Here is a 25,589-nt window from a genome sequence, read left to right as displayed (position 1 = left end):
GAGTGGACAAATTAAATTAGCAATTTACGGTCTTTTATCATTAGCGCTGACAGAGTAACGGTAAATTCCCGCGCCAACAGGTTGGGTACGATAGAATGATTATGAGCGCTGTCCGTTGTTATCTTATGGCGTTTTGGATAACGGGCAAATAACGCTAATTTTTTCATGAGGCTTCGTACTTTGTAGCGACCCACTGAAAATCCTAATTCATTAATTTTTACCTTTAACCTTCTAGAACCCAGCGTCTTTTTATGGTCTATAAATAGTCTAACCGCCTCTTGCTCCAGCGCCGTCAAGGCAGAAGCGATTACCTGATGTGATTTTCATGCCCTCTCATAAAACTCACTTTGCTGCGTCTTGTTTAAACTCCAGCGTAAATGTCAATGGCTTCTTTTTACTTTTCATTTTATACACCTCTGATTTGCAGTTTATTACAGCTCTTCAAAAGTGGCCGGAAACATTAGACCATTACACCTCCAACGGGGTGATTGCGGTACAGCATTGGCTGTTAGCCCATGGCCTGCCCAAACTGGCCGTCACTAATGTTAAAGACAGTCAGATGACAGCGCTCTGGGATGATAAAGCCATTCGGGTGGTGAAAAATACCGGCAAGCCTTGTTATGCCTGTGCGGGTGTTAATTGTTTTTCGGCACAGGAGGAAGAGGTATTGACCGATTGTTAATAACAATTTTAAAAACAGAATAAACTGATGCAAAGAAGGAACGTACATTCATTATTTCATAACTTTGGCGCTACTACAGCTAACTTTCTTAGATGGGATAAAAAATAGGCACTCACACTGTAATAACATATTAATTTTTATTCACAGATTTTAATAATTTGATTCAGTATTTCACTGGCAAGAACTAAAACTTCTTCAGGCGCTTTCTTCCAAGGATGGAGTTTTGCATTTCTTCGCCTCCAATCGAAACTTTTAGGTTGGTGGGCTAATACATAACTGGCTTTACCTTTAGCTCCAATAAATTTCACAGCAAATGGATTAGTTTCATTGGACTCAGACGTTGTCATAGGAAGCCCAATGACAATTCTTGTTCGGTCATTAAATGCCTTCGGTGATAAAACAAGTAACGGATGTAAATCTTTCATTTCACACCCAACTTGAGGATTGAAATCAATCGAGATAATGTCGCAACGTTCAGGTACCCAAATTCTACTTGCCATCAAAACACCTCGGCACCAATACGGCCAGTTGCTATCACTTCACCACCGTGTTTTGTTGTATCAAATGCTTTCAATCTTTGCTCTAGAGTTAATTTTGGTGAACCTTTTCTATGAACTAGGATACCTAAATCATTAGATAAAACTTCTACGGGTTGCCCTACAACAAAATGTGCTTTTCTCGCAATAGCCGCTGGAATACGTACCGCCAAGCTATTGCCCCATTGCTGCACAGTTGAAATCTTTCTTTTATCCATATCTCCTCCCCATATGTAGATACAAGGATATACAAAAAGCATAGGCATATCAACCGTACCTTTATGTTGGGTAATAATTAAGAATCTTTTTTGTGTTAACTTACGAGCCCCCCATCAAATCCGCATCGGCACCCCCCTTTTTTTCACCTTCTGCCGTATGATCATTTTTCGCTTGCCGTTAAAACCGCGGCTATCAACGGTTTTCACCCCGATAAAAGGGTGCATAAATATGCACACATTAGCCAAAGCGCGGGGGCGTGGCGGGGAGCGCACGCTTGAGGTACGGAAGGGCGTTTTTTGATCCGCTCCTGGTAGCCATGGCTTTCAGTTTTACGAACGGGTCTTTAAATAGACATTAAAGGCTAATGGTAACGCTAAAACACTACTGCATATCAGTACCAGCCCTAAATGTTGGCCCCAGCCGGCCAGAGCCAACCCACAACCTAACAGTAAATAATAAAATAGACCCAATAACGCCCCCGCCGTCCCCAAACGATCAACATAATGAGCAAGTGCTGAGGTCAGAATATTGGGAATGGCAATCCCATAAGCCATGACAATCAGCAAAATAGGCAATATGAATAATTTGCTGCTATTCATCAATAATACCGCAACGACAATACTGCCGATGAGTGACGTTACCGCAGCGTACAGCACCAGGCGCGAAGAGTGGTAACCTCTCTTTAGCATAAATTTGTTTAACCAAGCTCCCATACCCACACCTAAAGTCAGTAGCAATCCACTATAGCCAAGCACCTCTGGAGATAATCCTAACTTTTCGAAATGAAAAGGTGCCAGCTGATAGTAACTGAATAGATTGACATTGAATAATGCCACTAAGAAAGCGGTACACCAGATACCCGTATCCATCACCATCATTATGAAGGTTTGCATCAGTGGCGCGATCTTCACGTTATTGGGACGGGTTTCCGGTAATGCTATAACTGACCAGCCGACTAAAACCGCGGCCAATAACGTCAAACCAGCAAAGACCCCCTGGTAACCCCAAAATTGGGTTAACATCCCGCCAGCCAACATTCCTATCCCAGGGCTGACCGCTAGAGCGACCCCCATAACCGAAAATACTCGCGCCAATGTCGCCCCTTGAAATGTATCGCGGATCATAGTTTGTGTTCCTATAGAGCCGACAGCAGCGCCAAAAGCGGCAAACATCCTGGCAACCAGTAGAATTGCAAACTGCTGGCTAAACAATGCCATCAAGGACGCGGCGCTATACAACAGCAAACCACCGAGTATAGCGGGACGTCTTCCCGCGATATCACAAACTCGCCCCCAGAACACAACACCCAATGCAAAGGCAAAAAAATACAATGACAGCGTTTGGGCTGCTTCCTCAGCACTGACCTTAAAGCCGTGCGCAATATGGGTTAAGGCTGGGCTATAGATAGTTTCCACTATTTGAGGAAACATCATCAGAGCGGTAAGCAATACCAATCCAATATTTTTATTCATCTTATTTTTATCTTTTCAGTCAAATAATGAGGAAAGGATAGCAGTTGTTTATTTTGATGGTGACAATAATAAAGACGAATTGTATATAATAAATATATGGAAACACTGAAAAACCGATAATGAATGCTATATTTTGAGCTAACGGATTATTAATCCTTGTCGTCAAATGAGCCATTCAAATTGACGTAACCTTAATACTGTTTTTGGAAGACGCTGCTTTAATAAACAGTCAAAATATTCATTGATACTTAATGGAGGGTTTTTAAGTTCAGCTCTATGACGGCGGGTTGCTTCAATAACTACACTGGCATCTAGATTCATCAAATAGACTATAAAATCATCGGGGTGAATTGCGCTTAGGTTATATTTTTGTAATGCTTCATTTGGGAAATCTTTGAGATTAAAGGTCACGATAACATCTGCATTAGTTTGAACGGCAGCGGCGACAACATGACGATCATTTTGGTCTGGCAACGCTATCATAGGGATCAATGATTCATAACCTGTTACCAATGCCTCCGAAACATGACTGTCCATGAGTAGGCGTACCCTCTCCAATTTTTCTCTATTGAGATCTGAACGCACCGCCAGCAAATTCCTCATCCATTCTTCATGAATATCATGAGACCAGCGAGCGTTAAATAAATCAGACAACGCTAAATACATTAGCAAACTTCGTAAAGGAGCAGGGTACATAACACAGGCGTCATAGACAACGGTATAGGTTGAACTCATTCGTAGCCTAACCCTAATGCTTGATCTAACGAAGATAACTCAGATAAGGCTTTCAACCGTTTATTTTCAATTTGTTGTTGCCATACACGAAGATCAGAAAATTTCACTTTTCTACGATTACCCACTCTACGATATGGAATTTCTCCTTCATCCAGCAATTTGATCAACGTTGGGCGTGATACACTGATCAAGTCGGCGGCTTCTTGGGTGGTTAATTCTGCGGATACAGGAACCAATTTAACGGTATTACCTTCACCCAGTTTAGTCAGCATATCGACGAATAACCGAAGTGCATTGACAGGCATTGTCATTGTATGTATGCCCCCCTTACGATCAGTCAGCGACATGGTCTGGCTTTCTGCTTTAGTCTCCAACCCCGCCGATAATTCCAGGCTACATAGCTTCGCAAGGGCGGCTTCTTTTTGGGTAGGTAATTTTTCTTGCAAGCGATTCATGCTAAAACCTCTTTAAAATATTACCCTATTGGTATTATTCGAACTATTCGCAATTTTGTCACTTTTTCGAATTATTCGCAAGAATAATGTCATTTACTTGCAAAAGAAAATTTCGACCCCTCAAACCCGCATCGGCACCCCTACTATGCAATCCGTTAATCCCTCCGTTAACTCTGACGAAATAACAGAACTCCATTTTTTAATACATTATTCGTATTACCTTGAAATCATGAGAGAACGTCTCTTTTCACGCTTAGACAAACTGGTGTTATACGTTCAATTCATGCTAGCTTCATGGGTTATCGCTTCTATGCCTTACTCAGTACTGGTTGGGTTACTACTGATTTTATTGGCTGCTATTCAATTCAGTTATCAATACGGTACAGCGGCTTCTCAGTCAAAAAATCAGGCGGCTAAATATAAAGCCTTGCGCTATGAGTTACCGAGGTTGACGGCGCAAGCTATTCGCCAACAATTACACGTCATTGAAGAAACTGACCCACCAGAAGTGGGCGCATTATGTCTTCCTGCTTATTGGCGTACCTGTATTCGCCTTGACCATGCGGATCTCAATAACCGCATGGAAACCCTTTCCCGTTGGCAAAAAATAATCGCCTGGCTGGCAGGTGATCTGCCGACGAAACCGCCTCACTTTTTGACGCAATAACCTTCAATTCTATAAAGCCCTTTCGACAATTTCATTTGCGGGAAGGCTTTTATGCGACGTTTTAAAGCGCCTGACGCTTTTTACGTTTTATTTCTTCTTCATGCAGGAGCAATTGTTGCCAACCGGTTAATTTGGTGTGTTTCTTTCGGTACGCCTGGATGGCGATAATCACCGTGAAAAACATCGTGATGGATATCAAGAGTGCTATGAAATAACTCATCTTCTCTCCTTGCTATTTTTTTCATCTGGTATAACTGATCGATGTAATCGGTAGCTTGTGCTAACGCATCCACCTTGCCAAACGACTGATTATCTAACCACAGGTGATAACGGCTCATCGGCTGCGTCGCCGTTTTCGGCAAGTAGGTAATGGTAAACCCACGGTATGCTTTGGAATGACGACTTATGGGGGTTGTGGGATGTGTCATATATTCCCTCAAACGCGCTTTTCGATGGTATCAAAACACTCGATAACAGGGATTGCATAAAGAGCTACCATATTGATACGTTTTAATTCTCTTCAATTGTTTATCGTGCGTTTCAATAATGGGAGGTAGTTACGCTCAGCATCACTTTGAACTTGTCTTAATTCCATGCCAGTAAACTTTGCATACTCACTAAGTGTCATGCTTGGCCTGATATTATTTGCTGTTAAATAAGAAAGAGATAACTCCATAGCACTAGCTATGGAAGGATGCGGATTCCTTTGCGTCAATGAAACAATACCTTCTTTTGATTTTGGAACGCGGATCAATTCACTTTCCAATGGTTTATTTTGTTGCACTGCTTCCATGAGTTATCCTTACTGGATTGGTTTTAATTGGCCTTTTATGGTCTTGTAAACATTACCTAGATAAGAAGGATGGTCTTGTGAGCATGACCAAGTCAAGTGATTATGCAAGAAAATTAAAACTTATGAGAAAATCAGAAGGTTTGACACAAAAAGAATTTTCAAAAATAACAGGAATCCCTTTAGGAACATTGAAAAATTATGAAACGAACCAGTTTGAAGCTGGATTAAAAGTGATCGAATTGGTTATCCAGCATCAATTATTCACTAAGTACACGTTATGGCTGATGACTGACATGATAGCTCCGGAATCAGGACAAATAGCACCGGCTCTCACATACCGTGAAAAAGAGAAGGAAAAACCTTCCAGACCAATGGATATTTGATAAAAAATTCATTTCGTTACGTTAAAACGGTATGTATAAGTTCAGACTCGCTTCGATATAAACTGATAAAATGGTAGTCGCTATCAAGTTGAGTCTGAACGGGCTAAATCGTCAATTAGCTATGTTTATTTTTTGAGAAAAAATCACACAAACCTTTATCTTTCATCTCATTCAGTACGAAAGAAATATCGTCTGCAATATAGCTAACTAGTTGATGGATCAAAAGCTTATGGATACCATTTAGTTCTTGATGAATAAAATTTACGTTTAGGAGTACTAATAAATTTTTTGAACGATTTAATTTGTGATAACTTTCAACACTGATTTATGACTGTTTCATGACGCGATCTCCCTGGATAAACGCTCTTCATCACGCCCTCTTAGCCAGCTTTCCACCTCATCGGCATACCACCCTATACGACGAATGCCAATGCGGATCGGATTAGGGAAATCATGTTTTTTCCACATTTCATCTAAAGCGCTGTCGGAGGCAATACGCAGAATGGACTTCACTTCCTTTCTCAATAAAATTTTACGATTTAACATTGACATTGCTCTTTTTTCCTTGAGTAAACGGGATGCCCCGCGGAGGAAAAGATGATTGATCTTTTTTTAACAGATAGAAAGAAATGGGGGGCTAATTTAGCCCCCTCGTCTCTTAATTAGCGGTCAGACATTTTTTATAGGTTGTCTTTGACGGCTTCGTACCAGTTTTTAAGCGTGTCTTTATTGAATTTGTGATTACAGCCCGCTTCAAGCGCATAAGCTGACAAGATGTTGGCCGCTTGCGTATAATTGACTGAAATCTTTCCATGTGTTTTTTCGTACAGCGTAATAATGGCTATTTTGCAAGCGAGAGAGAGTCGACCGTTGTTGCTATTTTTGGCTTGGTGACGATTTGAGATGAGGGCGTTAGGAACCGGCTTGCCGGTCGTTTTGAGTCGATGGATTAACGCCTGTCGCTGTAAATAGAAGAGAGTAAAATTGTATTCGGTATTACAAACAGCAGCCTTTCGCAATGCTTGTATACTCATTCAACTTGAAGGTCTGGATTAGATGGTTTGGAAATTATCGTTAATTCTGCCCCTGAGAAAGGGAGCAATTTTTGCCAATGTACTATCAAAAAATTCGGCTATAGCCGCCCGAAACTCTTTGGCTGAAGAGAAAAATCGGTTGTTTCTGACACGCTCGTTCATGACCTTCCATAATCGCTCGATGGGATTAAGATTAGGGCTATAAGGGGGTAAATAATGGAGTACGATAGCCTTCTCTAATGCGGCGTCTTTGACTCGCTGACGGCAATGATAGCCAGAATTATCTAAAATAATGTGTATCTTTTGTGCATCAGGATAAGCCGTTTTGAGCTGCTCAAAAAAAGCGACGGTGGTTTCTGAATTCACCTGCTCAGGACGGGCACTGACAACCTTCATGGTGCTCAATTCAATGGCACTCATGATATTAACCCGTGTTTTTGCCCCTGTTTTGACCAGCGGCTTATCTTTGCCTTTCCTTATCCAACCGCAGACCACTTTGGTGGCCATCGTTGGATGGGCTGAATCCATAAAAACAATCGGTTCATTCTTAAGAGCACTCTCTAGCAAAGTGAAATAAGACGCGATAAACGCTTCTTGCTGAGCAACATCCACTTTAACCGGCGTCGCTTTGGGCTGCTTATAGCTAAAACAATGCGCTTTCAGTCATTTTGTCATGCCAGATACGGTGTATACATGTTGCCTCACTGTTTCTTCATGAATACGTAATGCTTGGGCAATCGCTTTGTTATTCTAGCCTTCATTTTTCAACAACACGGCTTTGATTCGATCTCGAACACGGCCATCGTGTTCGTAACGATGAAGGCGTTCCAAATCTTGTTTTTGAGAGGCTGTCAGTGAGTTTATTTTCATGACCTTATTTTTAATCTAGTTGAGCAAATTTTACAGTGGTTTTAATGGCGATGGGTTATTCCAACTGGAAGGTAGCCAGTGCGTTGGCGATGCCTGGGCTAACGAAACCATTGCTTAGCTTGATATATTGAGCCGCCATCTCTATTGTTTCGTCGATTACTTCGTCGTGATCGCCAAGATATTGCGTCACGGTATTACTACAAAGGCGTTCTGTGAACACCGAGCTATTTTGCCAGTAACTGCGGAGAGGGGAATACATTGAACAACAGTAAACACCAAGTTAAGAAAACCGTGCCTTATATCCCCGCCCTGAAGGCCGAGGTTTTACGGCACACCGGATACTAAGATAAAAATTTTGAAAAATCATTCAACTGGTTACGGGTTTTACCCCTGAATATTTCGGTAGAATAGCCGGGGTTGCCAATTCATTGTGACGACCGATACTCAGGTGCGACAAAACAAATTGTTCGGAAAAATAATGACTAAAAGTTAAAATGAAACCAAGCTATAGCAACAAATATTTTGATCAATCAAGTGTTTTTCTCCCTCTAATTCAGATAACTTGATGATAAAAGCCGCATCATTCACTTCACCGCCTAAACGGCGAATGAGTTTTACCGTGGCGGCAATAGTCCCTCCGGTCGCTAGCAAGTCGTCGATCACTAATACTTTATCATCAGGTTTGATACTGTCGCGATGGATCTCCAAGGTATCAGTACCGTATTCAAGTTGATAATCTTCGCTGATCGTTTCACGCGGCAATTTTCCTTGCTTACGTACTGGCACAAAACCCACACCAAGAGACAAAGCAACCGGAGCCGAAAATAAAAACCCACGCGCTTCAGTACCTACAACTTTAGTGATCCCTTTATCTCGATACGGTTCAACTAATAAAGCCACACTATCAGCATAGGCAACAGGATTGGCCAACAAACTGGTAATATCACGAAAAAGTATCCCCGGCTTGGGATAATTCGGTATGTTTTTTATACTATTTTGAATATTATTTATCATCAATTTACGTTTTTCTTGAGGGGATAACATTATAGGGATCCATTATTTGTGCCTAATCAAAATGCGATATAAAGTCTTATAGCCAAATCAAAAATGAAAAAAAGGATAACGGTTATCAATGAAAACAGAACAATTATTAACAGTGCTTACAACGCAGATTGAAGCCCTATCGGAAAAAATTGAGCCGCTGGGCAATATTTCTACTCAACAAGCGCGGTTTGATCAAGTTTTGTTTAACAACCATGGCACACGTTTGCGAGATTACTTGTTAGAAGTGCGAAAAAATTTGGCGCAACTAAAACAAGTGGTAGCAGAACAGCACCAGCAACAAGTTGCCTTTTTAGCAGAAAAATTAGTTGCGCAGGCAGCTGCATTACAGCGTGAGCTGGCCACTCAAGTGCTACGCAAAAAATAATCCCCCGCCTGCATTGCGGCGAGGGTTTACAGCAAATTTTGCTAAAATAAAAAAATGTAACCTGCAAAAATTTTTTTATTTTTTTGGCATATGACGATAAATATAGATACCACTGATAATAGTGAATAACAGCGTTAACAACGTCAAACCGAATACTTTAAAATTTACCCATACCTCTTGTGGCAACCAAAATGCAACATACAAATTGATTACCCCGCAAATTAAAAAAAATAACGCCCAAGACAGATTAAGTTTTGACCATACACTGTTCGGTAATATCAGCTCTTTCCCTAATATTTGTTGAATAAGTGATTTTTTTAGTATCAGTTGACTGACTAACAAAATAACAGAAAACAAGATATAGATAACTGTTACTTTCCATTTGATAAAAAGATCACTTTGAAAAGCAAAGGTCAAGGAACCAAAAATAACGACCATCAATGCGCTAATCAACGCCATTTTTTCTACTTGACGGTATTTCATCCAAGTAAAAATTAAAGCAAATACAGTCGCCACTACCAGTGCAGCAGAAGCAACAAAGATGTCGTAGATTTTGTAAAAAACAAAAAATACTACCAATGGAAGAAAATCTACAAGCTGCTTCATGTCATTATCCGTTATTTGTAGATCACTCGATTATAGCCGCGTTGTTGGCTGCGGGGGGTTCGCCGAATCACGTAGTATATCTACGATCATCGGTCTCACGCCCTAGCCGCCTAGCGGTAACTCCAAAGACGAAGGGTATAATCGTTCACCCCATACTTGATTTTTTAATTAATTCAATAACACGTAATTTAGCGATAGCTTTTGCCAGTTCAGCGGATACTTGAGCATAATCGACATCGCTGTGAGAATGACCGATATGGGTTTCTGCTTTTTGTTTCGCTTCCAGTGCTTTTGTTTCATCGAGATCTTCTCCACGAATAGCGGTATCGGCTAAGACGATAACGACATTAGGCTGAACTTCAAGCAAACCACCAGAAAGATAAATAAAGGCTTCATCACCACATTGTTTAACAATACGCACCATGCCCGGTTTAATAGCCGTGAGCAGCGGGGCGTGACCGGGAAAAATGCCTAATTCGCCCTCACTCCCCGTTACCTGAATTTTCTGTACTACGCCAGAGAACATCCTTTTTTCTGCACTTACGACATCTAGACGGTAAGTTGTTACAGCCATATGCCCTCCTGTCGGTTACAGTTTTTTGGCTTTTTCTACAGCTTCTTCAATGGTTCCAACCATGTAGAAAGCCTGCTCAGGTAGATGGTCATAATCACCATTCATAATGCCTTTAAAACCACGGATGGTATCTTTCAACGAAACGAACTTACCTGGAGAACCGGTAAAAACTTCAGCAACAAAGAAAGGCTGTGATAAGAAACGCTGAATTTTACGTGCACGAGAAACAACCAATTTGTCTTCTTCCGACAATTCATCCATCCCTAAGATCGCAATAATATCTTTCAGCTCTTGATAACGCTGTAAGATCGACTGCACGCCACGCGCTACGTTGTAATGCTCTTGACCCACAACTAAGGGATCAAGTTGGCGACTGGTTGAATCAAGTGGATCAACTGCTGGATAAATTCCCAAAGAGGCAATTTGACGGCTGAGAACAACAGTCGCATCTAAATGCGCAAAGGTAGTGGCAGGTGAAGGATCGGTTAAATCATCTGCTGGAACATAAACAGCTTGTACTGAAGTAATGGAGCCGGTTTTTGTCGAAGTAATACGTTCTTGTAGTACGCCCATTTCTTCTGCCAAGGTCGGTTGGTAACCTACCGCAGATGGCATACGCCCTAACAAGGCTGAAACCTCAGTACCGGCTAAAGTATAACGATAAATGTTATCGACAAAGAACAGCACATCTCGCCCTTCATCGCGGAACTTTTCCGCCATCGTCAGACCCGTCAACGCCACACGGAGACGATTTCCTGGCGGCTCATTCATTTGACCATATACCAAAGAAACTTTATCCAATACATTGGAATCCATCATTTCATGGTAAAAATCATTACCTTCACGGGTACGTTCACCCACGCCAGCAAAAACAGAATAGCCAGAATGCTCTATCGCAATATTGCGGATTAATTCCATCATATTGACGGTTTTACCGACACCCGCGCCCCCGAACAGACCCACCTTACCCCCTTTAGCAAAGGGACAAATTAAGTCCATCACTTTAATACCGGTCTCTAACAAATCTTGTGAGCTGGCCAATTCTTCATAAGAGGGGGCTTCTCGGTGGATAGCCCAACGTTCTTTTTCGCCAATTGGGCCTTTCATATCGATGGGATCACCCAGTACATTCATGATACGCCCAAGCGTTGCCGCCCCAACAGGCACTTCAATGGGATGAGCCAAATCAGTAACTTTTAAGCCTCGTCTTAAGCCGTCGGAAGAGCCCATGACAATACAGCGAACCACACCTCCACCCAGTTGTTGCTGTACTTCTAATACCAATTTTGCTGCGCTGTCTTTCAGATCTACCTCAAGGGCACTATATACTTTGGGTACTCTTTTTTGATCAAATTCGACGTCCACTACGGCGCCAATTACCTGGATAATTTTTCCAGTAGCCATCTTGAATCCTCTACGTGATGCGTAAAATTTTAGCTTTTAACCATTTATACCCTTCGCCTTTCAAGTTACGGCGGCGTTGGTTGCAGGTGCTCACCGAATCACGTAGTTGTCTACGCTCATCGGTCGGTCGCCCTAGCCGCTTTGCCGTAACTCGAAATTCATTGGGTATAGCTTTAAACCGCGGAGGCTCCTCCAACTATTTCGGTGAGCTCTTGAGTGATACTGGCCTGACGCGCCTTGTTATAAATCAGTTGTAATTCTTTGATCAGACTGCCGCCGTTATCAGTAGCCGCTTTCATCGCTACCATTCGCGCGGCCTGTTCACTGGCCAAATTCTCAACAACTCCTTGATAAACTTGTGATTCTAAATAGCGGCGCAGAAGCGTATCCAGTAAAACTTTAGGATCAGGTTCATATAAATAATCCCAAGATTTTTTCTTCAGTTCACTGTCTTTTTCAGGTACAAGCGGTAACAATTGTACGATTTGTGGCTCCTGAGACATGGTATTAATAAATTTGTTATTGACGATATACAGCTTGTCCAGACGGCCTTCATCGTAGGCTTGTAACATCACCTTTACCGGCCCGATCAGTTCAGATAACGATGGGTTATCTCCCATACCCGTGACTTCTGCAACGATGTTATTCGCTAAACTGTTACCCGCGAAGGAGCTAAAAAAAGAGACCGCTTTTGTTCCAATCAGCGCCAAGCTGCATTTAACCCCTTTATCAGACCAAGTTTGCATGTCAGCTAACAATTTTTTGAATAAATTCGTATTCAAACCACCACATAAACCGCGATCGGTAGAAACAACAAGATAGCCTAAGTGCTTTACATCCCGATCTTCTAAATAAGGGTGTTTATATTCCAAATTACCTAATGCGAGGTGACCGATCACACTACGTATCGCTTCTGCATAAGGACGGCAGGATGCCATTCTTTCTTGCGATTTACGCATTTTAGAAGCAGCAACCATTTCCATCGCTTTAGTGATTTTTTGCGTGTTTTGTACGCTCGCAATCTTAGAGCGTATCTCTTTTGCGCCGGCCATTTCCGCTTCTCCTTCATCGCTAGACAGGTGAGACTATCTATGTAGCCAAATCATTTTAATTTGATTCTGTGTTGTCGTCGCTTGCCGTACGATTTGTACTGTCTGCGCTCCTCCGCCTTGAATCAAGTTAAACTGATTCGGCTATCCCCTTCGCCTTTCAAGTTACGGCGGTGTTGGCTGCTTTGATTGCCGCCTTGCCGTAACTCGAAATTCATTGGGTATAGCTTTTACCAGGATTGGTTTGTTTTAAACTCATCAAGGATATTTTTTAGCTCACCCTTTATTTGATCGTTATATTCACCCGTTTGGTTAATTTTTTGCAAAAACTGGGGATATTCACGGTCGGTAAAAGCGAATAGTGCAGTTTCAAAGTTACCTATCATCGTTAGATCAATATCTGCTAAATAGCCTTCTTCTGCAGCAAATAACACCAAAGATTGCTGTGCAACCGACATAGGTCCGTACTGTTTTTGTTTCAGCAATTCAGTCACTTTTTGACCATGATTTAATTGTTTTCGCGTTGTGTCATCTAAATCAGAAGCAAATTGAGAAAATGCAGCAAGTTCACGGTACTGTGCCAGTGCGGTACGGATCCCCCCCGATAATTTCTTAATGATTTGGGTCTGCGCAGCCCCTCCTACACGTGATACAGAGATGCCAGGGTTGACGGCAGGGCGAATACCTGAGTTAAACAAGCTCGATTCTAGAAAAATCTGACCATCAGTGATCGAAATAACATTTGTGGGAACAAAGGCGGAGACGTCACCGGCCTGCGTTTCTATTATTGGTAACGCGGTCAAAGAGCCTGTTTTACCTTTCACTTTACCTTTAGTAAAAGCAGTAACGTAGTCCGCATTAACACGGGCGGCACGTTCTAACAAACGTGAATGAAGGTAAAATACGTCACCCGGATAAGCTTCACGGCCTGGAGGACGACGGAGTAATAAAGAAATTTGGCGATATGCCACGGCTTGTTTGGATAAATCATCATAAACAATCAGTGCATTTTCGCCTCTATCGCGAAAATACTCACCCATAGCACAACCAGAATAAGGTGCTAAATACTGTAGCGCAGCAGATTCAGATGCGGTGGCTACCACCACAATAGTATTGGCTAATGCGTCATGTTCTTCTAGCTTACGCACCACGTTTGCAACAGTAGAGGCTTTTTGCCCAATCGCAACGTATACACATTTGATATCAGAATGACGTTGATTAATGATGGCATCTATTGCTAAAGCGGTTTTACCTGTTTGACGGTCGCCGATAATTAATTCTCGTTGACCACGGCCAATTGGAATTATTGCATCGACAGATTTATAACCTGTTTGAACCGATTCATTAACCGATTGGCGATCAATAACACCAGGCGCTATAGCTTCAACGGCAGAAAAACCATCATTTTCTATCGGACCTTTGCCATCAATAGGTTCACCGAGCGTGTTGATCACTCGCCCTAATAAACCAGAACCAACAGGAACCTCCAAAATACGACCGGTACATTTAACTTTCATCCCTTCAGCAAGATCTGCGTAAGGTCCCATCACTACTGCGCCAACAGAGTCGCGTTCTAAGTTTAATGCCATGGCGTAGCTATTACCCGGCAGCGCTATCATCTCACCCTGCATGACATCGGCTAAACCATGTATACGAATGATGCCATCGCTAACGGAAATAATAGTACCTTCATTATGAGCTTCACTGACTACATTAAATTGAGCAATGCGTTGTTTAATCAGTTCGCTAATTTCAGTGGAATTTAGTTGCATATACTCCAGTTCCCTCAAGACTGCAAGACGTCAGATAGACGTCTAAGACGATCACCTACACTGCCGTCTATGACCATATCACCAGCACGAATTATTACCCCTGCTATGACAGACGAATCGATTTTGCAATTTAATTTAACTTTACGTGATAGCTGTTTTTCCATCACAACAGCTATTTTCTTTTTTTGTTGATCATTTAGCGGCATAGCAGAGCAAATTTCGACATCAACGGTAGATTCTAATGAATCACGCAATTGAATAAACTGTGCTAGCACTTCAGGAAAAACTAATAAACGATTGTTTTCAGCCATAACTCGAATGAAGTTTTGGGCGGGTTCACTCAGTTGGTCGCCATAAGCGGCTATAAATATTTTGGCCATAGTTTCGGGCGCTAATGCGCCAGAAAGCAGTGAAATAATAGATTCATCATAGGTTACTCGGGCAGCAAAAGTTAACATATCCTGCCAATATTCAACTGTTTTATGTTCAACCGCAAAATCAAAAGCCGCTTTAGCATAAGGACGGGCTACAGTGGTAGATTCAGACATTAGCCCTCCTACTGTTCAAGTTCAGCGACCATGGTATCAACAAGCGTTCTGTTAATCGTTTCATTGACGGAACAGTTGATAATTCTCTCAGCACCAGCTATTGCCAATCCTGCGATTTGTTTACGTAACTCCTCATAAGCACGTTTACGATCAGCGTCTATCTCAGCCTGTGCTTGCATGATGATTTTTTTACGTTCTTGTTCGGCCTCTACTTTAGCATTTTCAAGTATCTGAACCTTGCGTTTGTTTGCCTGCTCTATGATTACCTGTGCCTGTTCTTTGGCTTTTTGCAGTTGTTCGGTCACATTGGCTTGCGCTAAATCTAAATCTCTTTTGGCACGTTCTGCAGAAGCAATACCGTCAGCAATTTCTTTTTGACGTTTCTCGATGGCTCCAATAAGGGGAGGCCATACATACTTCATACAAAATATGACAAATAAAAAAAACGCAATGGCCTGGCCGAGAATGGTCGCATTAAGATTCACAGCACCATGCCTCTTTTAATAAAGTTAATAAATGAGCTTCATATTTTTTCCAAAAAAGGATCAGGCAACCGCGAACATCACGTATAAACCTAGCCCCACCGCGATCATTGGAATAGCATCGACTAATCCCATTACAATAAAAAATTGTGTCCGTAATAAAGGAATGAGATCAGGTTGACGCGCTGCCCCCTCTAAAAATTTGCCCCCAAGAATGCCAATACCGATTGCTGCCCCGATCGCCGCTAGCCCCATCATCACAGCAGCTGCCATATACAGCATATCCATGTTCAGGTTTTCCATGATAAGTCTCCATTTTAGTTAAAACACAGTAGTGTACCTTTCGTTTTTGAAGTTGCCTTCGGCTGCCAGGGTGACCGACCGATGAGAGTAGACATGCTACCTGATGAGACGAGCACCCGCAGCCAACAACCCGGCGGCTTCAAAGACGAAGGATATATAAAAAATCAGTGCTCTTCAGATGCCATAGCAAGATAAACAATCGTCAGAACCATGAAAATAAAAGCCTGTAGCGCAATGATCAAAATATGAAAAATGGCCCAAGGCACACTTAACAACCACTGAGACCACCAAGGTAACAGACCCGCAATCAGGATGAAGATTAATTCACCTGCATACATGTTACCAAACAGCCGTAGCCCTAGTGAAATAGGTTTAGATAACAGGCTGACCCCTTCTAATATTATATTGACTGGAATAAATAGCGGGTGATTAAACGGCTGTAGGGTTAATTCTTTTATGAAGCCACAACTTCCTTTCATTTTGATGCTATAGAACAGGATGAGGGCGAACACCCCCAAGGCCATTGATAAAGTGATACTGACATCAGCACTAGGAACGACTCGTAAAGCGGGTAATCCAAAAATATGTTCGGCAATATAAGGTAAGAAATCAATGGGGAGTAAATCCATGGTATTCATTAACACCACCCAAACGAATACGGTTAACGCCAGTGGGGCGATAACTTTACTTTTCCCTTGGTACATGTCTTTCACATTGCTGTCAACGAAACCAACTATTAATTCGATGACTGTTTGTAGTTTACCGGGTACCCCACTGGTGGCGTTGACGGCAATTTTACGGAAAACAAGCAGAAAGAGGATCCCCAATACCAGTGAGAAAAACAGAGAATCAATATTGAGTGTCCAAAACGAAGCAGGATCGGCAGAATGGGGATTGATGAGTTCAAAGTTACGGAGATCCAACTGAAGGTGATTCAGATGGTGACTGATATACGCTTGTTGAGAGGGAGTTTCGCCAGACATAATGCCTTTTACCGTCGCTAATAATCTTAAAATAATCAATAGATCTTTTGTGAGAGTCTGTTCGAAATCTTTTGTGCTCGCTGATACTTTGTCAAAAAAGCAACTGTGCTTTTTCGCCTTTTTTTCATCAATTGAGTGCCGCTCAAAGAATATTTCTAACTGTCTCTGAAATCTACTGCGTTATGAGCATTTTCGTTCAATTTCTACACTTTAACTATTAATCAGTTAAATGATCCAAAGTGGGCAAATTATACGGTGCCGTCAGATGAATTCAATCTATAAGTTGTGAAAAAGGGATGTTAGTAGGAATTTTTATCTGGTATACCGTAGAATCTCGGCCTTTAAGCTGGGAAGGATGTTAAATGTTAAGGATGTTACTCAGGTTTAATTTGTATTTACATTGATATTATTAAATACAATAATTAATTATCGAATAATATTTATTGTGGTGTTATATGACATTAGCGGTTAATATGCAGCCAGCTGTAGAAGCTGTAGTATCAGTGCCGTCAGAGGTAATAAATCCTGAGGGATTGGCAGCACGTTTAAAAAAAGCAAGTAATACCAGCATACCGGTTCATTTTTTAAGAGAGGCGGGGCTTTTTGTAGCAAAGCTTCCTTATTACTTTTTAAAGGGGCTTCTTTATGTAGGGCGTATTATCCTCCAAATAGTATTTGTTGTACCTACTGCTGTGGGAGTGGGGATAGGGAGTTTCTGTGTTAATGCTCACAGGATTAATAAAGAGATGTCAGGAAAGCCTGCAAAGCAGCGTATTGATGGAATAATAAATAAAGGTTCGTTCAAAAGCGGAGAGCAAGTTTATAAGAGTGTGTGTGTTTTGCTTGACGGGATAGATCAAGTTACGCTTAGAAAACACTTTCATAAGTAAGCGTTTTCTAAGTAAATCATCTTTTAAACATCGTCACTTAATTATTTTTCAATTAAAAGTGACGATGTAAGCGAGTTAATATTTGAGCGTTGAAAGCGAAGTAAGATCGACGGCTCAGGGATTGATGAGTTTAAAGTTGTAACAACTCTCCGGAAGATGATTCAGAGGGTAACTGAATGTGTTTTTGTGGAGAGGAGGTTTTGCTAAACATAATTTTTGTTACCTTCCGCTAATAATCTTGAAATAATCAATAAATTCCTTGATCAAATTTACTGTGTTATCGGTATTTTTACTTAAGGAATGCCTTTCATTTTTGTAAATTTTTTGTTACGAAGTGTTGTTATATTAAATAATTTTCTTTGCTACTATTTTAATGAATAGTAATTTTGAGGGTTATATAAAATGACACTTCCAATTGGACTCTTAGGTACGGCGGCGGGGGCGGCGACATCACAACCCCAAGAAAACACAGCAACAAGTGATTTTCAACGAAGAATAGTGGATACAAGTAATATATCAACTGAGGTACTTACTGAGTTATTAGCTAATAGATTAGCTGTGGAGGGACAAGTAAAAGGTCCAGTAGCGGGAGCAACGGTAGCAAGTAGTCTTCAAAAAGTAATGAACACAGATAGTACACGAACTGAGAAGTCTTCTGGGGACTTATTTAGTAGATTAGTTGATGAAATGAAAAGATCGAGTGGGAAAGTAGCTGATGAAGTTGGTAGAACTGCACCTAGGGTAGAGGGAGAAATTAGTAGATCGGCGGATAAAATAGTTAATCAAGTTCAAAGATCGGCAGATGACGTAAAGGAAGGAGCTCGTCAACTGGAAGGGAACATTAGGAAGTTTTTAAAAAAATGGTAAAAGTAAACGATTTCAGAAAAAGTTAGGATTATTATTTTCCTTTCCCCCAATACTAATCATTTAAATTTTTTATTTCGGCATTTAATTTGAGAATAATTAAATGCCGCTCTTCAGCTAATTCAGGGACGGATAATTTATTGATTGATAATACCGTCGCCATTCCTTCCGATAGATTGATTAATTCCTCACTTGGATTTTTTCCTTTCAGGGCATAAAAATGCCCTTTATTTTTATCAACTAAATGATGGCAGCAAGACAGCATATCGGTTAATGATGCAAAGGCGCGACTGATCACGCCATGAAACTTAACTTCTGTGACAAAATCTTCAACACGGCTTTGTGTCGGCGCAATATTAGCTAATCTAAGTTCAAGTTGTACCTGCCGTAGAAAGCGGACACGTTTACCTAAGCTATCAAGTAAAGTGAAATGGATATTAGGACAGATAATGGCTAAAGGAATACCGGGTAAACCCGCGCCAGTTCCAACATCAATAAATTTATCGCCTTGTAAATAAGGCTTAACAACGATGCTATCCATAATATGACGAATTAACATTTGTTGTGGATCACGTACCGAGGTTAAATTATAAGTTTTATTCCATTTATCTAATAAAAAGACATAATTAATAAGCTGATTTTTTTGTTCATCAGATAAGGTAATTTCTGCTATTGCTAATAAATGTTCTAATTTTTTTAACACCTTTTAAGCTCTTAATAATATTTAATCTTTATATAGGAAATTATTTAAATTAAGCACTGCGGCGTAATAAACTTTGTTTTTTTAGCCAAATAAGCAAAATAGATATGGCGGCAGGGGTAATACCTGAAATACGTGATGCTTGCCCAATGGAATGCGGTTTATGATCATTAAGTTTGGCGATCACTTCGTTTGATAGGCCAGGTATTTCGTGGTAATTGGTATTAATGGATAATTTTGTATTTTCATTACGTAATTGTTTTGTGATTTCTTCTTGCTGACGTTCAATATATCCCTGATATTTTGTTTGAATTTCAACTTGAGCGGCAGCTTGATAATCTTGCAGTGCGGGGCCAAATAAATTAAGTGTAGTCAGGTTATGATAATTAATTTCTGGCCGGCGTAATAATTCTTCACCATTGGCTTCTTTTGATAATGGCGTTTTAAGTAATTCATTGATTTGCATAATATGTGGTGATTGAGGAGATATCCAGGTATTACGCAAACGTTGGCGTTCTTTTTCTATTTTCTCAACTTTCTCACAGTAATGTTTCCATCGATCATCATCAACTAAACCTAAGCCACGACCTATTTCAGTTAAACGTAAATCAGCGTTATCTTCACGTAGCATTAATCGGTATTCAGCCCTAGAAGTAAACATGCGGTAGGGTTCTTTGGTACCTAGCGTGCTTAAGTCGTCTACTAAGACGCCAAGATAAGCTTCATCACGTCTTGGTGACCAGCCTTCTTTTCCTTTAGCCAAACGTGCTGCATTTAGCCCTGCGAGTAAGCCTTGTGCAGCGGCCTCTTCATAACCGGTAGTGCCGTTGATTTGGCCGGCAAAGAAGAGTCCGTGGAGATATTTGCTTTCTAACGTGTTTTTTAAATCACGTGGATCAAAATAATCATATTCAATGGCATAGCCGGGGCGGATGATGCACGCGTTTTCCATTCCCTTTATCGAGTGGATGAGATTTATTTGAGTGTCTAAAGGCAGACTGGTTGAGATGCCATTTGGGTAGATCTCGTTACTGTTTAATCCCTCAGGCTCTAAAAAAATTTGATGGGTATCACGGTCGGCAAAGCGAACTATTTTATCTTCAATCGATGGGCAGTAGCGGGGGCCGATTCCTTCAATTTCTCCTGTGTACATCGGACTACGATCAAGATTGTTTCTGATGATTTCATGTGTTTTTTTATTAGTGTGAGTGATATGACATGCAATCTGTTTTGGTCGTTGTGTCAGATGGTTTAGGAAAGAAAAGCTTGGGATAGGCGTGTCACCTAACTGCACGGTTAATTGACTAAAGTCGATAGTTTTTGCATCGATACGGGGTGGAGTGCCTGTTTTTAAACGATTGACTCGTAGTGGAAGTTCTTTTAAGCGACGTGACAATGTGATTGATGCAGGGTCTCCTGCACGACCCCCGCTGTGATTTTCTAAGCCAATATGGATTTTACCGTCGAGGAAGGTACCAACGGTTAAAATTACGGCTTTGGCTTGGAATCTTTGGCCAGTCTTTGTCACTGCACCCGCTACAGAATTATTTTCGATGATCAGGTCTTCGACAGTTTGAGCGAAAATGGAAAGATTTTTTTGTTTTTCTAACGCGTTACGTATCGCTTGCCGATACAGTGCTCTGTCTGCTTGCGCTCTGGTAGCCCTGACTGCGGGACCTTTGCTGGAATTTAAAATTCTAAATTGAATGCCAGCTTGGTCGATGGCTTTTCCCATTAGGCCACCTAGTGCGTCGATCTCTTTTACCAGATGCCCCTTGCCGATCCCTCCAATGGCAGGGTTGCAAGACATTTCGCCTAAGGTTTCGATGTTGTGAGTTAGTAACAAGGTTTGACATCCCATGCGAGCGCTGGCCATAGCAGCTTCAGTGCCTGCATGCCCCCCGCCGATGATGATAACGTCAAATTGTTCTGGACAAAACATGCTGATTGAACCTTGCGATTATGCCAATGAGGGTTGTTCGTTCTGAATGCTGTGGATTCTACGCAAAATTTTTTGATTAGCCAAATTTTATTTATTGCGTTTTTTGATTTTTTGGCGTCGGTAATTATTTAAAGATCTTTTTTTTTAGATCTTTTTTATTATTATTATTATTAGGGAGAGCGTTTTCTGTGGATAAGTCATTATTTTTTATTTAAATCATAACGTTAAAAAAAGGATAACCTGTGCGTAACTTGTGATTATTTTATGTATAAGTTGTGAATAAAATGGCGAGTTATCCACAGGGTTTTTTATTCAAAATTCATCCACAAGATAATCACAGGATATACACATGCTTTACACAGCTTTTACACAGGTTTATCCACAGCTGATTGCTTGTTTTTTAATCTGATGAAAATTTAGCCATCCAATCAATTAACCATTTTTCTGCCGCAATTTCTGGAATGGGATATTTAGCCACATCAATCTCAAGTTTTTTACTCATTTGAATAGCGCCTCGCGCTATCAATTGCTGCTCTAATTTTTTGATTGCGCCACAAAATTGATCGTAGCTAGAGTCGCCTAAACCTATTGCGCCGAAATAGACCTGAGATAGATCGGGTTTTTGTTGTTTAATTTGTGTGGATAGAAGTTGCAGATTATCCGGGAGCTCGCCTGCACCATGGGTTGAAGTGATAACTAGCCACTGACCTGATAGGCGCAGTTCATCCAGATTAGGGCCATGTAAAAGTGTGGTACTGAACCCCGCCAATTGTAATTTTTTGGTTAAATCTTCAGCGAAATCTTCAGTGTTACCGAGTGTGCTACCGGTGATTAGCGTAATGTGAGGCATTAAAGGCTCCAATTAAAGAAAATAAATAACAATTATACCGAGTTTATTACCTGTTGATAACCTGTTAGCAACCTGTTGATAAGCCCGGTATAACCTGTGCGTAACTTATATTTTTATTTTAAGACTATGCAACTGGTTGAATTTATGCATACTTAAATTGACTCTGGTAAAAATTAATTCATGACGGTAGAAATCGTATATTCAAGTTAAGTGTTGCAGTAAAACACACTCCCTATTTTTGGCTAATTTTTAGGCGTAAAAAACGCTTTTACTGATGTTTAAGAGCCTATTCGAAATCTCTTGTACTCGCTGATACAAAGAAGATTTTGAACAGGCTCTAAGTAATCAAAAGAAATAAACTATGAATACAGAACGTAAACAGTCTTTATTAGCGATAACACTTTCCACAATAGGTATTGTTTTCGGTGATATAGGGACAAGTTCTCTTTACACTTTACGTGAATGTTTTTCTTCTCATTACGCTTTGGATGTTCGTCCTGATGTGGTATTTGGATTCTTGTCACTGATTTTTTGGCTGTTAGTTTTAAGTGTTTCACTAAAATATTTAACTTTTGTTATGCGGGCGGATAACGCGGGCGAGGGCGGGATTTTAACCTTGATGTTGTTGTCTGGGCGTAACACTTCTGAGCGTATTACCGCAAAATTAGTTACGATCGGTCTCATTGGCGCCAGTTTTTTTTATGGTGAAGTGGTGATAACACCGGCCATGTCTGTGATGTCAGCGATAGAAGGATTACACATTGTTGCTCCTTCGTTACAGCATTACATTTTGCCTTGTTCAATAGCGGTATTAACTTTGCTTTTTGCTATTCAAAAAAAAGGAACGGCTAAAGTAGGGAAACTCTTCGCTCCTGTTATGTTGATATGGTTTTTAACTTTAGGGGTTCTAGGCCTGCGTAGTATTATTGCTAATCCTGAAGTATTGAATGCACTTCATCCAAAATGGGCGGTCACCTTTTTTATCAACTATAAAATGGTTTCTTTTTTTGCGTTGGGTTCGGTGGTACTGGCCGTTACGGGCGTAGAAGCCTTATATACTGATATGGGGCATTTTGGTAAACGTTCTATTCGATTAGGTTGGTTTATTCTTGTATTTCCTTCTTTAGTGCTTAATTATTTTGGCCAGGGTGCGTTATTATTAAAAAATCCTGAAGCTGTCAGAAATCCTTTCTTTTTACTCGCCCCAGATTGGGCAATGATCCCTCTATTGATATTAGCAACACTGGCAACGGTTATTGCTTCACAGGCTGTTATCTCCGGCGTATTTTCTCTTACTCGACAAGCGGTACATTTAGGTTATTTACCGCCAATGCGTATTATTAATACATCAGAAATAGAGTCAGGCCAGATTTATATACCAGTCATTAACTGGCTTTTATATATTGCTGTTATATTTGTGATCTTAGGTTTTGGACATTCGAGTAATTTAGCTAATGCTTATGGTATCGCTGTAACAGGGACTATGATTATCACCAGTGTTCTTTTTTGCACGGTAATATTTAAAAACTGGCACTGGGATCGTCTCGTTGTTATTGTTTTATTGTTGCTATTATTGAGTATCGATATTCCATTATTTGCGGCTAATGCCTTAAAATTTTTTTCGGGGGGGTGGCTGCCGCTCATGTTGGGGTTGGTGATGTTTACTATTATGACCACCTGGAAAAATGGGCAGATTTGCCTGTTACGCAGGATGCATGAACACGGCAATTCGTTGCATGCCATGATAACTTCGTTGGAAAAATCACCGCCCATGAGCGTGCCGGGTACAGCAGTTTATATGTCACGTGCTGCCAATGTTATCCCTTGTGCATTATTATGTAATCTAAAACACAATAAAATATTACATGAAAGAATACTTTTGTTGACTCTGCAGACAGAAAATACGCCTTATGTACATAATATTCGTCGGGTTACAATTAAAAAACTGTCACCCACTTTTTTTCAGATCTGTGCGCGCTATGGTTTTAAAGAGACGCCAAATGTGGAAGAAATTTTTTATCTTTGTAGTTTAGAAAATTTATCATGTCAAATGATAGAAACATCGTTTTTTATGTCGTATGAATCGATTTTTTTAACTAAACGACCCTGGTATCTCTCTTTTCGTGGCAAATTGTTTATTTTACTTAAACGCAACGCCTTACGTGCCTCAGATCAATTTGAAATACCACCTAATAGGATAATTGAATTAAGTATACAGGTAAGAATTTAATCTAATAAAAGGAAGTAATAGTGAAAGAGAGCGGTAAATATTGATGATAAAGAATATTGTTTTCTGAATTTAGATTGTGCTATCGTCAAAATAGTTAAATTTTTAATCCAATTATTGGTAAACACGAGAGATTTCGTATAGGCGTTTAGATTATTAGCGGCGTTAATGAATGATAAAGGAATAAATCATTTCTATCACAGGAATCATTTTTATGAAAATAAATAAATGGGTTACCTTATTTATATTAAATTTTGCATTGAGCACCCAAACAATGGCTAAGGATACCATTGCGTTAGTCGTTTCTACTTTAAACAATCCATTTTTTATTTCGTTAATAGAAGGCGCACAAAAAGAAGCCTACAAACGGGGTTATGAATTAGAGGTGTTCGATTCGAAGAATAATTCAGCTACCGAGTTACTCAATGTACATTCTCTGATTAGCCGTACTGATATTAAATTTCTGTTAATTAGTACGGTAAATTCCAATGCGGTAGGTAATTCTATTAAATTAGCCAATGAGGCTAATATCCCTGTTATCACTTTGGATCGCGTCGCCCATCAGGTGAAAGTAAAAAGTCATATTACGTCTGATAATGTATTAGGTTCAAAAATGGCGGGGGATTTTATTGCGAATAAACTCGGGGATGGCGCTAAAGTGATACAATTGGAAGGTATTGCTATTTCTTCTGGCGTTCGCGAACGGGCTGAAGGGTTCAAACAATCAGTAAAACAACATAAGTTCAATTTATTAGCCAGTCAGCCAGCATATTATGATCGCACCGATGGTATGCACGTGATGCAAGAATTGTTAGCCACTTACCCACAGGTTCAAGCGGTGTTTGCACAGAATGATGAGATGGCGTTGGGTGCATTGCACACGTTGCAAAATTTGGGAAGAACGGATGTGTTGGTGGTAGGATTTGACGGTACTAATGATGCCGTTAAAGCGGTAAAAAATGGAGAAATGGCGGCGACCATCGCTCAGCAACCAGAAAAGATTGGTGCAAAAGGCGTAGAAATGGCAGATAAAGTCTTAAAAGGTGAAAAAATACCCCGTCTTACCCTAATAAGTTTAAAGTTAGTCACTCAATAAACATCCCAAATTTTTTCTTTATTC

General features: G+C 40.5%; 31 protein-coding genes and 3 pseudogenes. 9 read left to right on the top strand and 25 right to left on the bottom strand.

Annotation, left to right across the window (positions count from 1 at the left end; genetic code table 11):
* Positions 1–11: 11 nt before the first annotated feature.
* The gene (locus tag AACL30_RS16495) at positions 12–296 is read right to left on the bottom strand and encodes an IS3 family transposase (protein ID WP_422389545.1); all 285 of its coding nucleotides are present in this window, start codon (positions 294–296) and stop codon (positions 12–14) included.
* A 29-nt stretch (positions 297–325) separates the two neighbouring features.
* Here AACL30_RS16495 and AACL30_RS10755 point away from each other — a divergent pair, with 29 nt between their 5' ends.
* Positions 326–682, top strand: a complete 357-nt coding sequence (locus AACL30_RS10755; protein WP_339056649.1) for a hypothetical protein — start codon at positions 326–328, stop codon at positions 680–682.
* A 137-nt stretch (positions 683–819) separates the two neighbouring features.
* Here AACL30_RS10755 and AACL30_RS10750 read toward each other — a convergent pair whose 3' ends face one another.
* From AACL30_RS10750 to AACL30_RS10730, 5 genes are all read right to left on the bottom strand, one after another.
* Positions 820–1,182 carry a type II toxin-antitoxin system PemK/MazF family toxin gene (locus tag AACL30_RS10750; RefSeq protein WP_339056648.1) on the bottom strand — a complete coding sequence of 121 codons (363 nt, stop codon included), beginning with the start codon at positions 1,180–1,182 and terminating at the stop codon, positions 820–822.
* Positions 1,182–1,436 carry an AbrB/MazE/SpoVT family DNA-binding domain-containing protein gene (locus AACL30_RS10745; protein WP_339056647.1) on the bottom strand — a complete coding sequence of 85 codons (255 nt, stop codon included), beginning with the start codon at positions 1,434–1,436 and terminating at the stop codon, positions 1,182–1,184. The genes AACL30_RS10750 and AACL30_RS10745 overlap by 1 nt, the downstream gene beginning before the upstream one ends.
* A gap of 330 nt (positions 1,437–1,766) precedes the next feature.
* Positions 1,767–2,909 carry an MFS transporter gene (locus tag AACL30_RS10740; protein ID WP_339056646.1) on the bottom strand — a complete coding sequence of 381 codons (1,143 nt, stop codon included), beginning with the start codon at positions 2,907–2,909 and terminating at the stop codon, positions 1,767–1,769.
* A gap of 162 nt (positions 2,910–3,071) precedes the next feature.
* On the bottom strand, positions 3,072–3,644 hold the full coding sequence (locus tag AACL30_RS10735; protein WP_339056645.1) for a PIN domain-containing protein: 573 nt from the start codon (positions 3,642–3,644) through the stop codon (positions 3,072–3,074).
* Positions 3,641–4,099 (bottom strand): helix-turn-helix domain-containing protein, encoded by a 459-nt coding sequence (locus AACL30_RS10730; RefSeq protein ID WP_339056644.1) that lies wholly within the window; start codon positions 4,097–4,099, stop codon positions 3,641–3,643. Before AACL30_RS10730 ends, AACL30_RS10735 begins: the two co-directional genes overlap by 4 nt.
* Before the next feature lie 97 nt (positions 4,100–4,196).
* Between AACL30_RS10730 and AACL30_RS10725 the strand changes: the two genes are divergently transcribed.
* Positions 4,197–4,766, top strand: a complete 570-nt coding sequence (locus tag AACL30_RS10725) for a hypothetical protein (RefSeq protein ID WP_339056643.1) — start codon at positions 4,197–4,199, stop codon at positions 4,764–4,766.
* A gap of 98 nt (positions 4,767–4,864) precedes the next feature.
* On the opposite strand, the gene AACL30_RS10720 is transcribed toward AACL30_RS10725, so the two are convergent.
* Together AACL30_RS10720 and AACL30_RS10715 are read right to left on the bottom strand one after the other, a co-directional pair.
* Positions 4,865–5,194: a hypothetical protein gene (locus AACL30_RS10720; RefSeq protein WP_339056642.1), complete on the bottom strand. Its 330-nt coding sequence runs from the start codon at positions 5,192–5,194 to the stop codon at positions 4,865–4,867.
* A gap of 92 nt (positions 5,195–5,286) precedes the next feature.
* Positions 5,287–5,559 carry a hypothetical protein gene (locus AACL30_RS10715; protein ID WP_339056641.1) on the bottom strand — a complete coding sequence of 91 codons (273 nt, stop codon included), beginning with the start codon at positions 5,557–5,559 and terminating at the stop codon, positions 5,287–5,289.
* Between the two features lie 83 nt (positions 5,560–5,642).
* On the opposite strand from AACL30_RS10715, the gene AACL30_RS10710 reads away from it, so the two are divergent.
* The gene (locus tag AACL30_RS10710; protein ID WP_339056640.1) at positions 5,643–5,942 is read left to right on the top strand and encodes a helix-turn-helix transcriptional regulator; all 300 of its coding nucleotides are present in this window, start codon (positions 5,643–5,645) and stop codon (positions 5,940–5,942) included.
* Between the two features lie 336 nt (positions 5,943–6,278).
* On the opposite strand, the gene AACL30_RS10705 is transcribed toward AACL30_RS10710, so the two are convergent.
* The 3 genes and pseudogenes from AACL30_RS10705 to AACL30_RS10695 all read right to left on the bottom strand — a co-directional run bounded on the left by AACL30_RS10705 (position 6,279) and on the right by AACL30_RS10695 (position 7,846).
* A complete protein-coding gene (locus AACL30_RS10705) occupies positions 6,279–6,488 on the bottom strand; it encodes a helix-turn-helix transcriptional regulator (protein ID WP_422389544.1) in 210 nt (69 codons plus the stop codon).
* Positions 6,489–6,622: 134 nt separating this feature from the next.
* Complete coding sequence (locus AACL30_RS10700; RefSeq protein ID WP_339056638.1) at positions 6,623–6,961, bottom strand: hypothetical protein; 339 nt, start codon at positions 6,959–6,961, stop codon at positions 6,623–6,625.
* Between the two features lie 33 nt (positions 6,962–6,994).
* Positions 6,995–7,846 (bottom strand): annotated as a pseudogene (locus AACL30_RS10695) (IS630 family transposase).
* Positions 7,847–7,999: 153 nt separating this feature from the next.
* On the opposite strand from AACL30_RS10695, the pseudogene AACL30_RS16490 reads away from it, so the two are divergent.
* Positions 8,000–8,196: pseudogene (locus tag AACL30_RS16490) on the top strand (hypothetical protein); the annotation flags it as partial.
* A 139-nt stretch (positions 8,197–8,335) separates the two neighbouring features.
* On the opposite strand, the gene apt reads toward AACL30_RS16490, so the two are convergent.
* On the bottom strand, positions 8,336–8,890 hold the full coding sequence (gene apt, locus AACL30_RS10690) for an adenine phosphoribosyltransferase (protein ID WP_339056637.1): 555 nt from the start codon (positions 8,888–8,890) through the stop codon (positions 8,336–8,338).
* A gap of 88 nt (positions 8,891–8,978) precedes the next feature.
* On the opposite strand from apt, the pseudogene priC reads away from it, so the two are divergent.
* A pseudogene (priC, locus tag AACL30_RS10685) lies at positions 8,979–9,269 on the top strand (primosomal replication protein PriC); the annotation flags it as partial.
* An 81-nt stretch (positions 9,270–9,350) separates the two neighbouring features.
* On the opposite strand, the gene AACL30_RS10680 reads toward priC, so the two are convergent.
* The 10 genes from AACL30_RS10680 to atpB form a co-directional block, all read right to left on the bottom strand.
* On the bottom strand, positions 9,351–9,881 hold the full coding sequence (locus AACL30_RS10680) for a septation protein A (protein ID WP_339056636.1): 531 nt from the start codon (positions 9,879–9,881) through the stop codon (positions 9,351–9,353).
* A 145-nt stretch (positions 9,882–10,026) separates the two neighbouring features.
* Positions 10,027–10,455: a F0F1 ATP synthase subunit epsilon gene (locus tag AACL30_RS10675; RefSeq protein WP_006704023.1), complete on the bottom strand. Its 429-nt coding sequence runs from the start codon at positions 10,453–10,455 to the stop codon at positions 10,027–10,029.
* Positions 10,456–10,470: 15 nt separating this feature from the next.
* Entirely contained in the window at positions 10,471–11,859 is a 1,389-nt protein-coding gene (gene atpD, locus AACL30_RS10670) for a F0F1 ATP synthase subunit beta (protein WP_006704022.1), read from the bottom strand.
* A 10-nt stretch (positions 11,860–11,869) separates the two neighbouring features.
* Positions 11,870–12,055: a hypothetical protein gene (locus AACL30_RS10665; protein WP_339056635.1), complete on the bottom strand. Its 186-nt coding sequence runs from the start codon at positions 12,053–12,055 to the stop codon at positions 11,870–11,872.
* On the bottom strand, positions 12,033–12,911 hold the full coding sequence (gene atpG / locus AACL30_RS10660) for a F0F1 ATP synthase subunit gamma (RefSeq protein WP_339056634.1): 879 nt from the start codon (positions 12,909–12,911) through the stop codon (positions 12,033–12,035). The genes AACL30_RS10665 and atpG overlap by 23 nt, the downstream gene beginning before the upstream one ends.
* Before the next feature lie 227 nt (positions 12,912–13,138).
* Complete coding sequence (gene atpA, locus AACL30_RS10655; RefSeq protein WP_339056633.1) at positions 13,139–14,680, bottom strand: F0F1 ATP synthase subunit alpha; 1,542 nt, start codon at positions 14,678–14,680, stop codon at positions 13,139–13,141.
* Between the two features lie 14 nt (positions 14,681–14,694).
* Positions 14,695–15,228 (bottom strand): F0F1 ATP synthase subunit delta, encoded by a 534-nt coding sequence (gene atpH / locus AACL30_RS10650; protein WP_339056632.1) that lies wholly within the window; start codon positions 15,226–15,228, stop codon positions 14,695–14,697.
* A gap of 8 nt (positions 15,229–15,236) precedes the next feature.
* Positions 15,237–15,713, bottom strand: a complete 477-nt coding sequence (gene atpF / locus AACL30_RS10645) for a F0F1 ATP synthase subunit B (RefSeq protein WP_339056631.1) — start codon at positions 15,711–15,713, stop codon at positions 15,237–15,239.
* Positions 15,714–15,773: 60 nt separating this feature from the next.
* Positions 15,774–16,013 carry a F0F1 ATP synthase subunit C gene (gene atpE, locus AACL30_RS10640; protein WP_006704017.1) on the bottom strand — a complete coding sequence of 80 codons (240 nt, stop codon included), beginning with the start codon at positions 16,011–16,013 and terminating at the stop codon, positions 15,774–15,776.
* 164 nt (positions 16,014–16,177) lie between these two features.
* The gene (gene atpB, locus AACL30_RS10635) at positions 16,178–16,996 is read right to left on the bottom strand and encodes a F0F1 ATP synthase subunit A (RefSeq protein ID WP_339058462.1); all 819 of its coding nucleotides are present in this window, start codon (positions 16,994–16,996) and stop codon (positions 16,178–16,180) included.
* A gap of 455 nt (positions 16,997–17,451) precedes the next feature.
* On the opposite strand from atpB, the gene AACL30_RS10630 reads away from it, so the two are divergent.
* Together AACL30_RS10630 and AACL30_RS10625 are read left to right on the top strand one after the other, a co-directional pair.
* On the top strand, positions 17,452–17,886 hold the full coding sequence (locus AACL30_RS10630) for a hypothetical protein (protein WP_339056630.1): 435 nt from the start codon (positions 17,452–17,454) through the stop codon (positions 17,884–17,886).
* A 402-nt stretch (positions 17,887–18,288) separates the two neighbouring features.
* Entirely contained in the window at positions 18,289–18,753 is a 465-nt protein-coding gene (locus tag AACL30_RS10625; RefSeq protein WP_339056629.1) for a hypothetical protein, read from the top strand.
* A gap of 52 nt (positions 18,754–18,805) precedes the next feature.
* Here AACL30_RS10625 and rsmG read toward each other — a convergent pair whose 3' ends face one another.
* The 3 genes from rsmG to mioC all read right to left on the bottom strand — a co-directional run bounded on the left by rsmG (position 18,806) and on the right by mioC (position 22,242).
* Positions 18,806–19,453 (bottom strand): 16S rRNA (guanine(527)-N(7))-methyltransferase RsmG, encoded by a 648-nt coding sequence (gene rsmG, locus AACL30_RS10620; protein WP_339056628.1) that lies wholly within the window; start codon positions 19,451–19,453, stop codon positions 18,806–18,808.
* Between the two features lie 49 nt (positions 19,454–19,502).
* A complete protein-coding gene (gene mnmG / locus AACL30_RS10615) occupies positions 19,503–21,392 on the bottom strand; it encodes a tRNA uridine-5-carboxymethylaminomethyl(34) synthesis enzyme MnmG (protein WP_339056627.1) in 1,890 nt (629 codons plus the stop codon).
* 400 nt (positions 21,393–21,792) lie between these two features.
* On the bottom strand, positions 21,793–22,242 hold the full coding sequence (gene mioC / locus AACL30_RS10610; protein WP_339056626.1) for an FMN-binding protein MioC: 450 nt from the start codon (positions 22,240–22,242) through the stop codon (positions 21,793–21,795).
* A gap of 361 nt (positions 22,243–22,603) precedes the next feature.
* On the opposite strand from mioC, the gene kup reads away from it, so the two are divergent.
* Together kup and rbsB are read left to right on the top strand one after the other, a co-directional pair.
* Positions 22,604–24,472 (top strand): low affinity potassium transporter Kup, encoded by a 1,869-nt coding sequence (kup, locus tag AACL30_RS10605; protein WP_339056625.1) that lies wholly within the window; start codon positions 22,604–22,606, stop codon positions 24,470–24,472.
* Between the two features lie 211 nt (positions 24,473–24,683).
* Positions 24,684–25,565, top strand: a complete 882-nt coding sequence (gene rbsB / locus AACL30_RS10600; protein ID WP_339056624.1) for a ribose ABC transporter substrate-binding protein RbsB — start codon at positions 24,684–24,686, stop codon at positions 25,563–25,565.
* The last annotated feature ends 24 nt before the right edge of the window (positions 25,566–25,589 follow it).

This window comes from Candidatus Regiella endosymbiont of Tuberolachnus salignus, from assembly GCF_964020115.1.
Lineage (GTDB): Bacteria > Pseudomonadota > Gammaproteobacteria > Enterobacterales > Enterobacteriaceae > Regiella > Regiella insecticola.
Note: the sequence above shows the minus strand (reverse complement) of the source record. Positions and strands in the feature narration are given on the sequence as shown.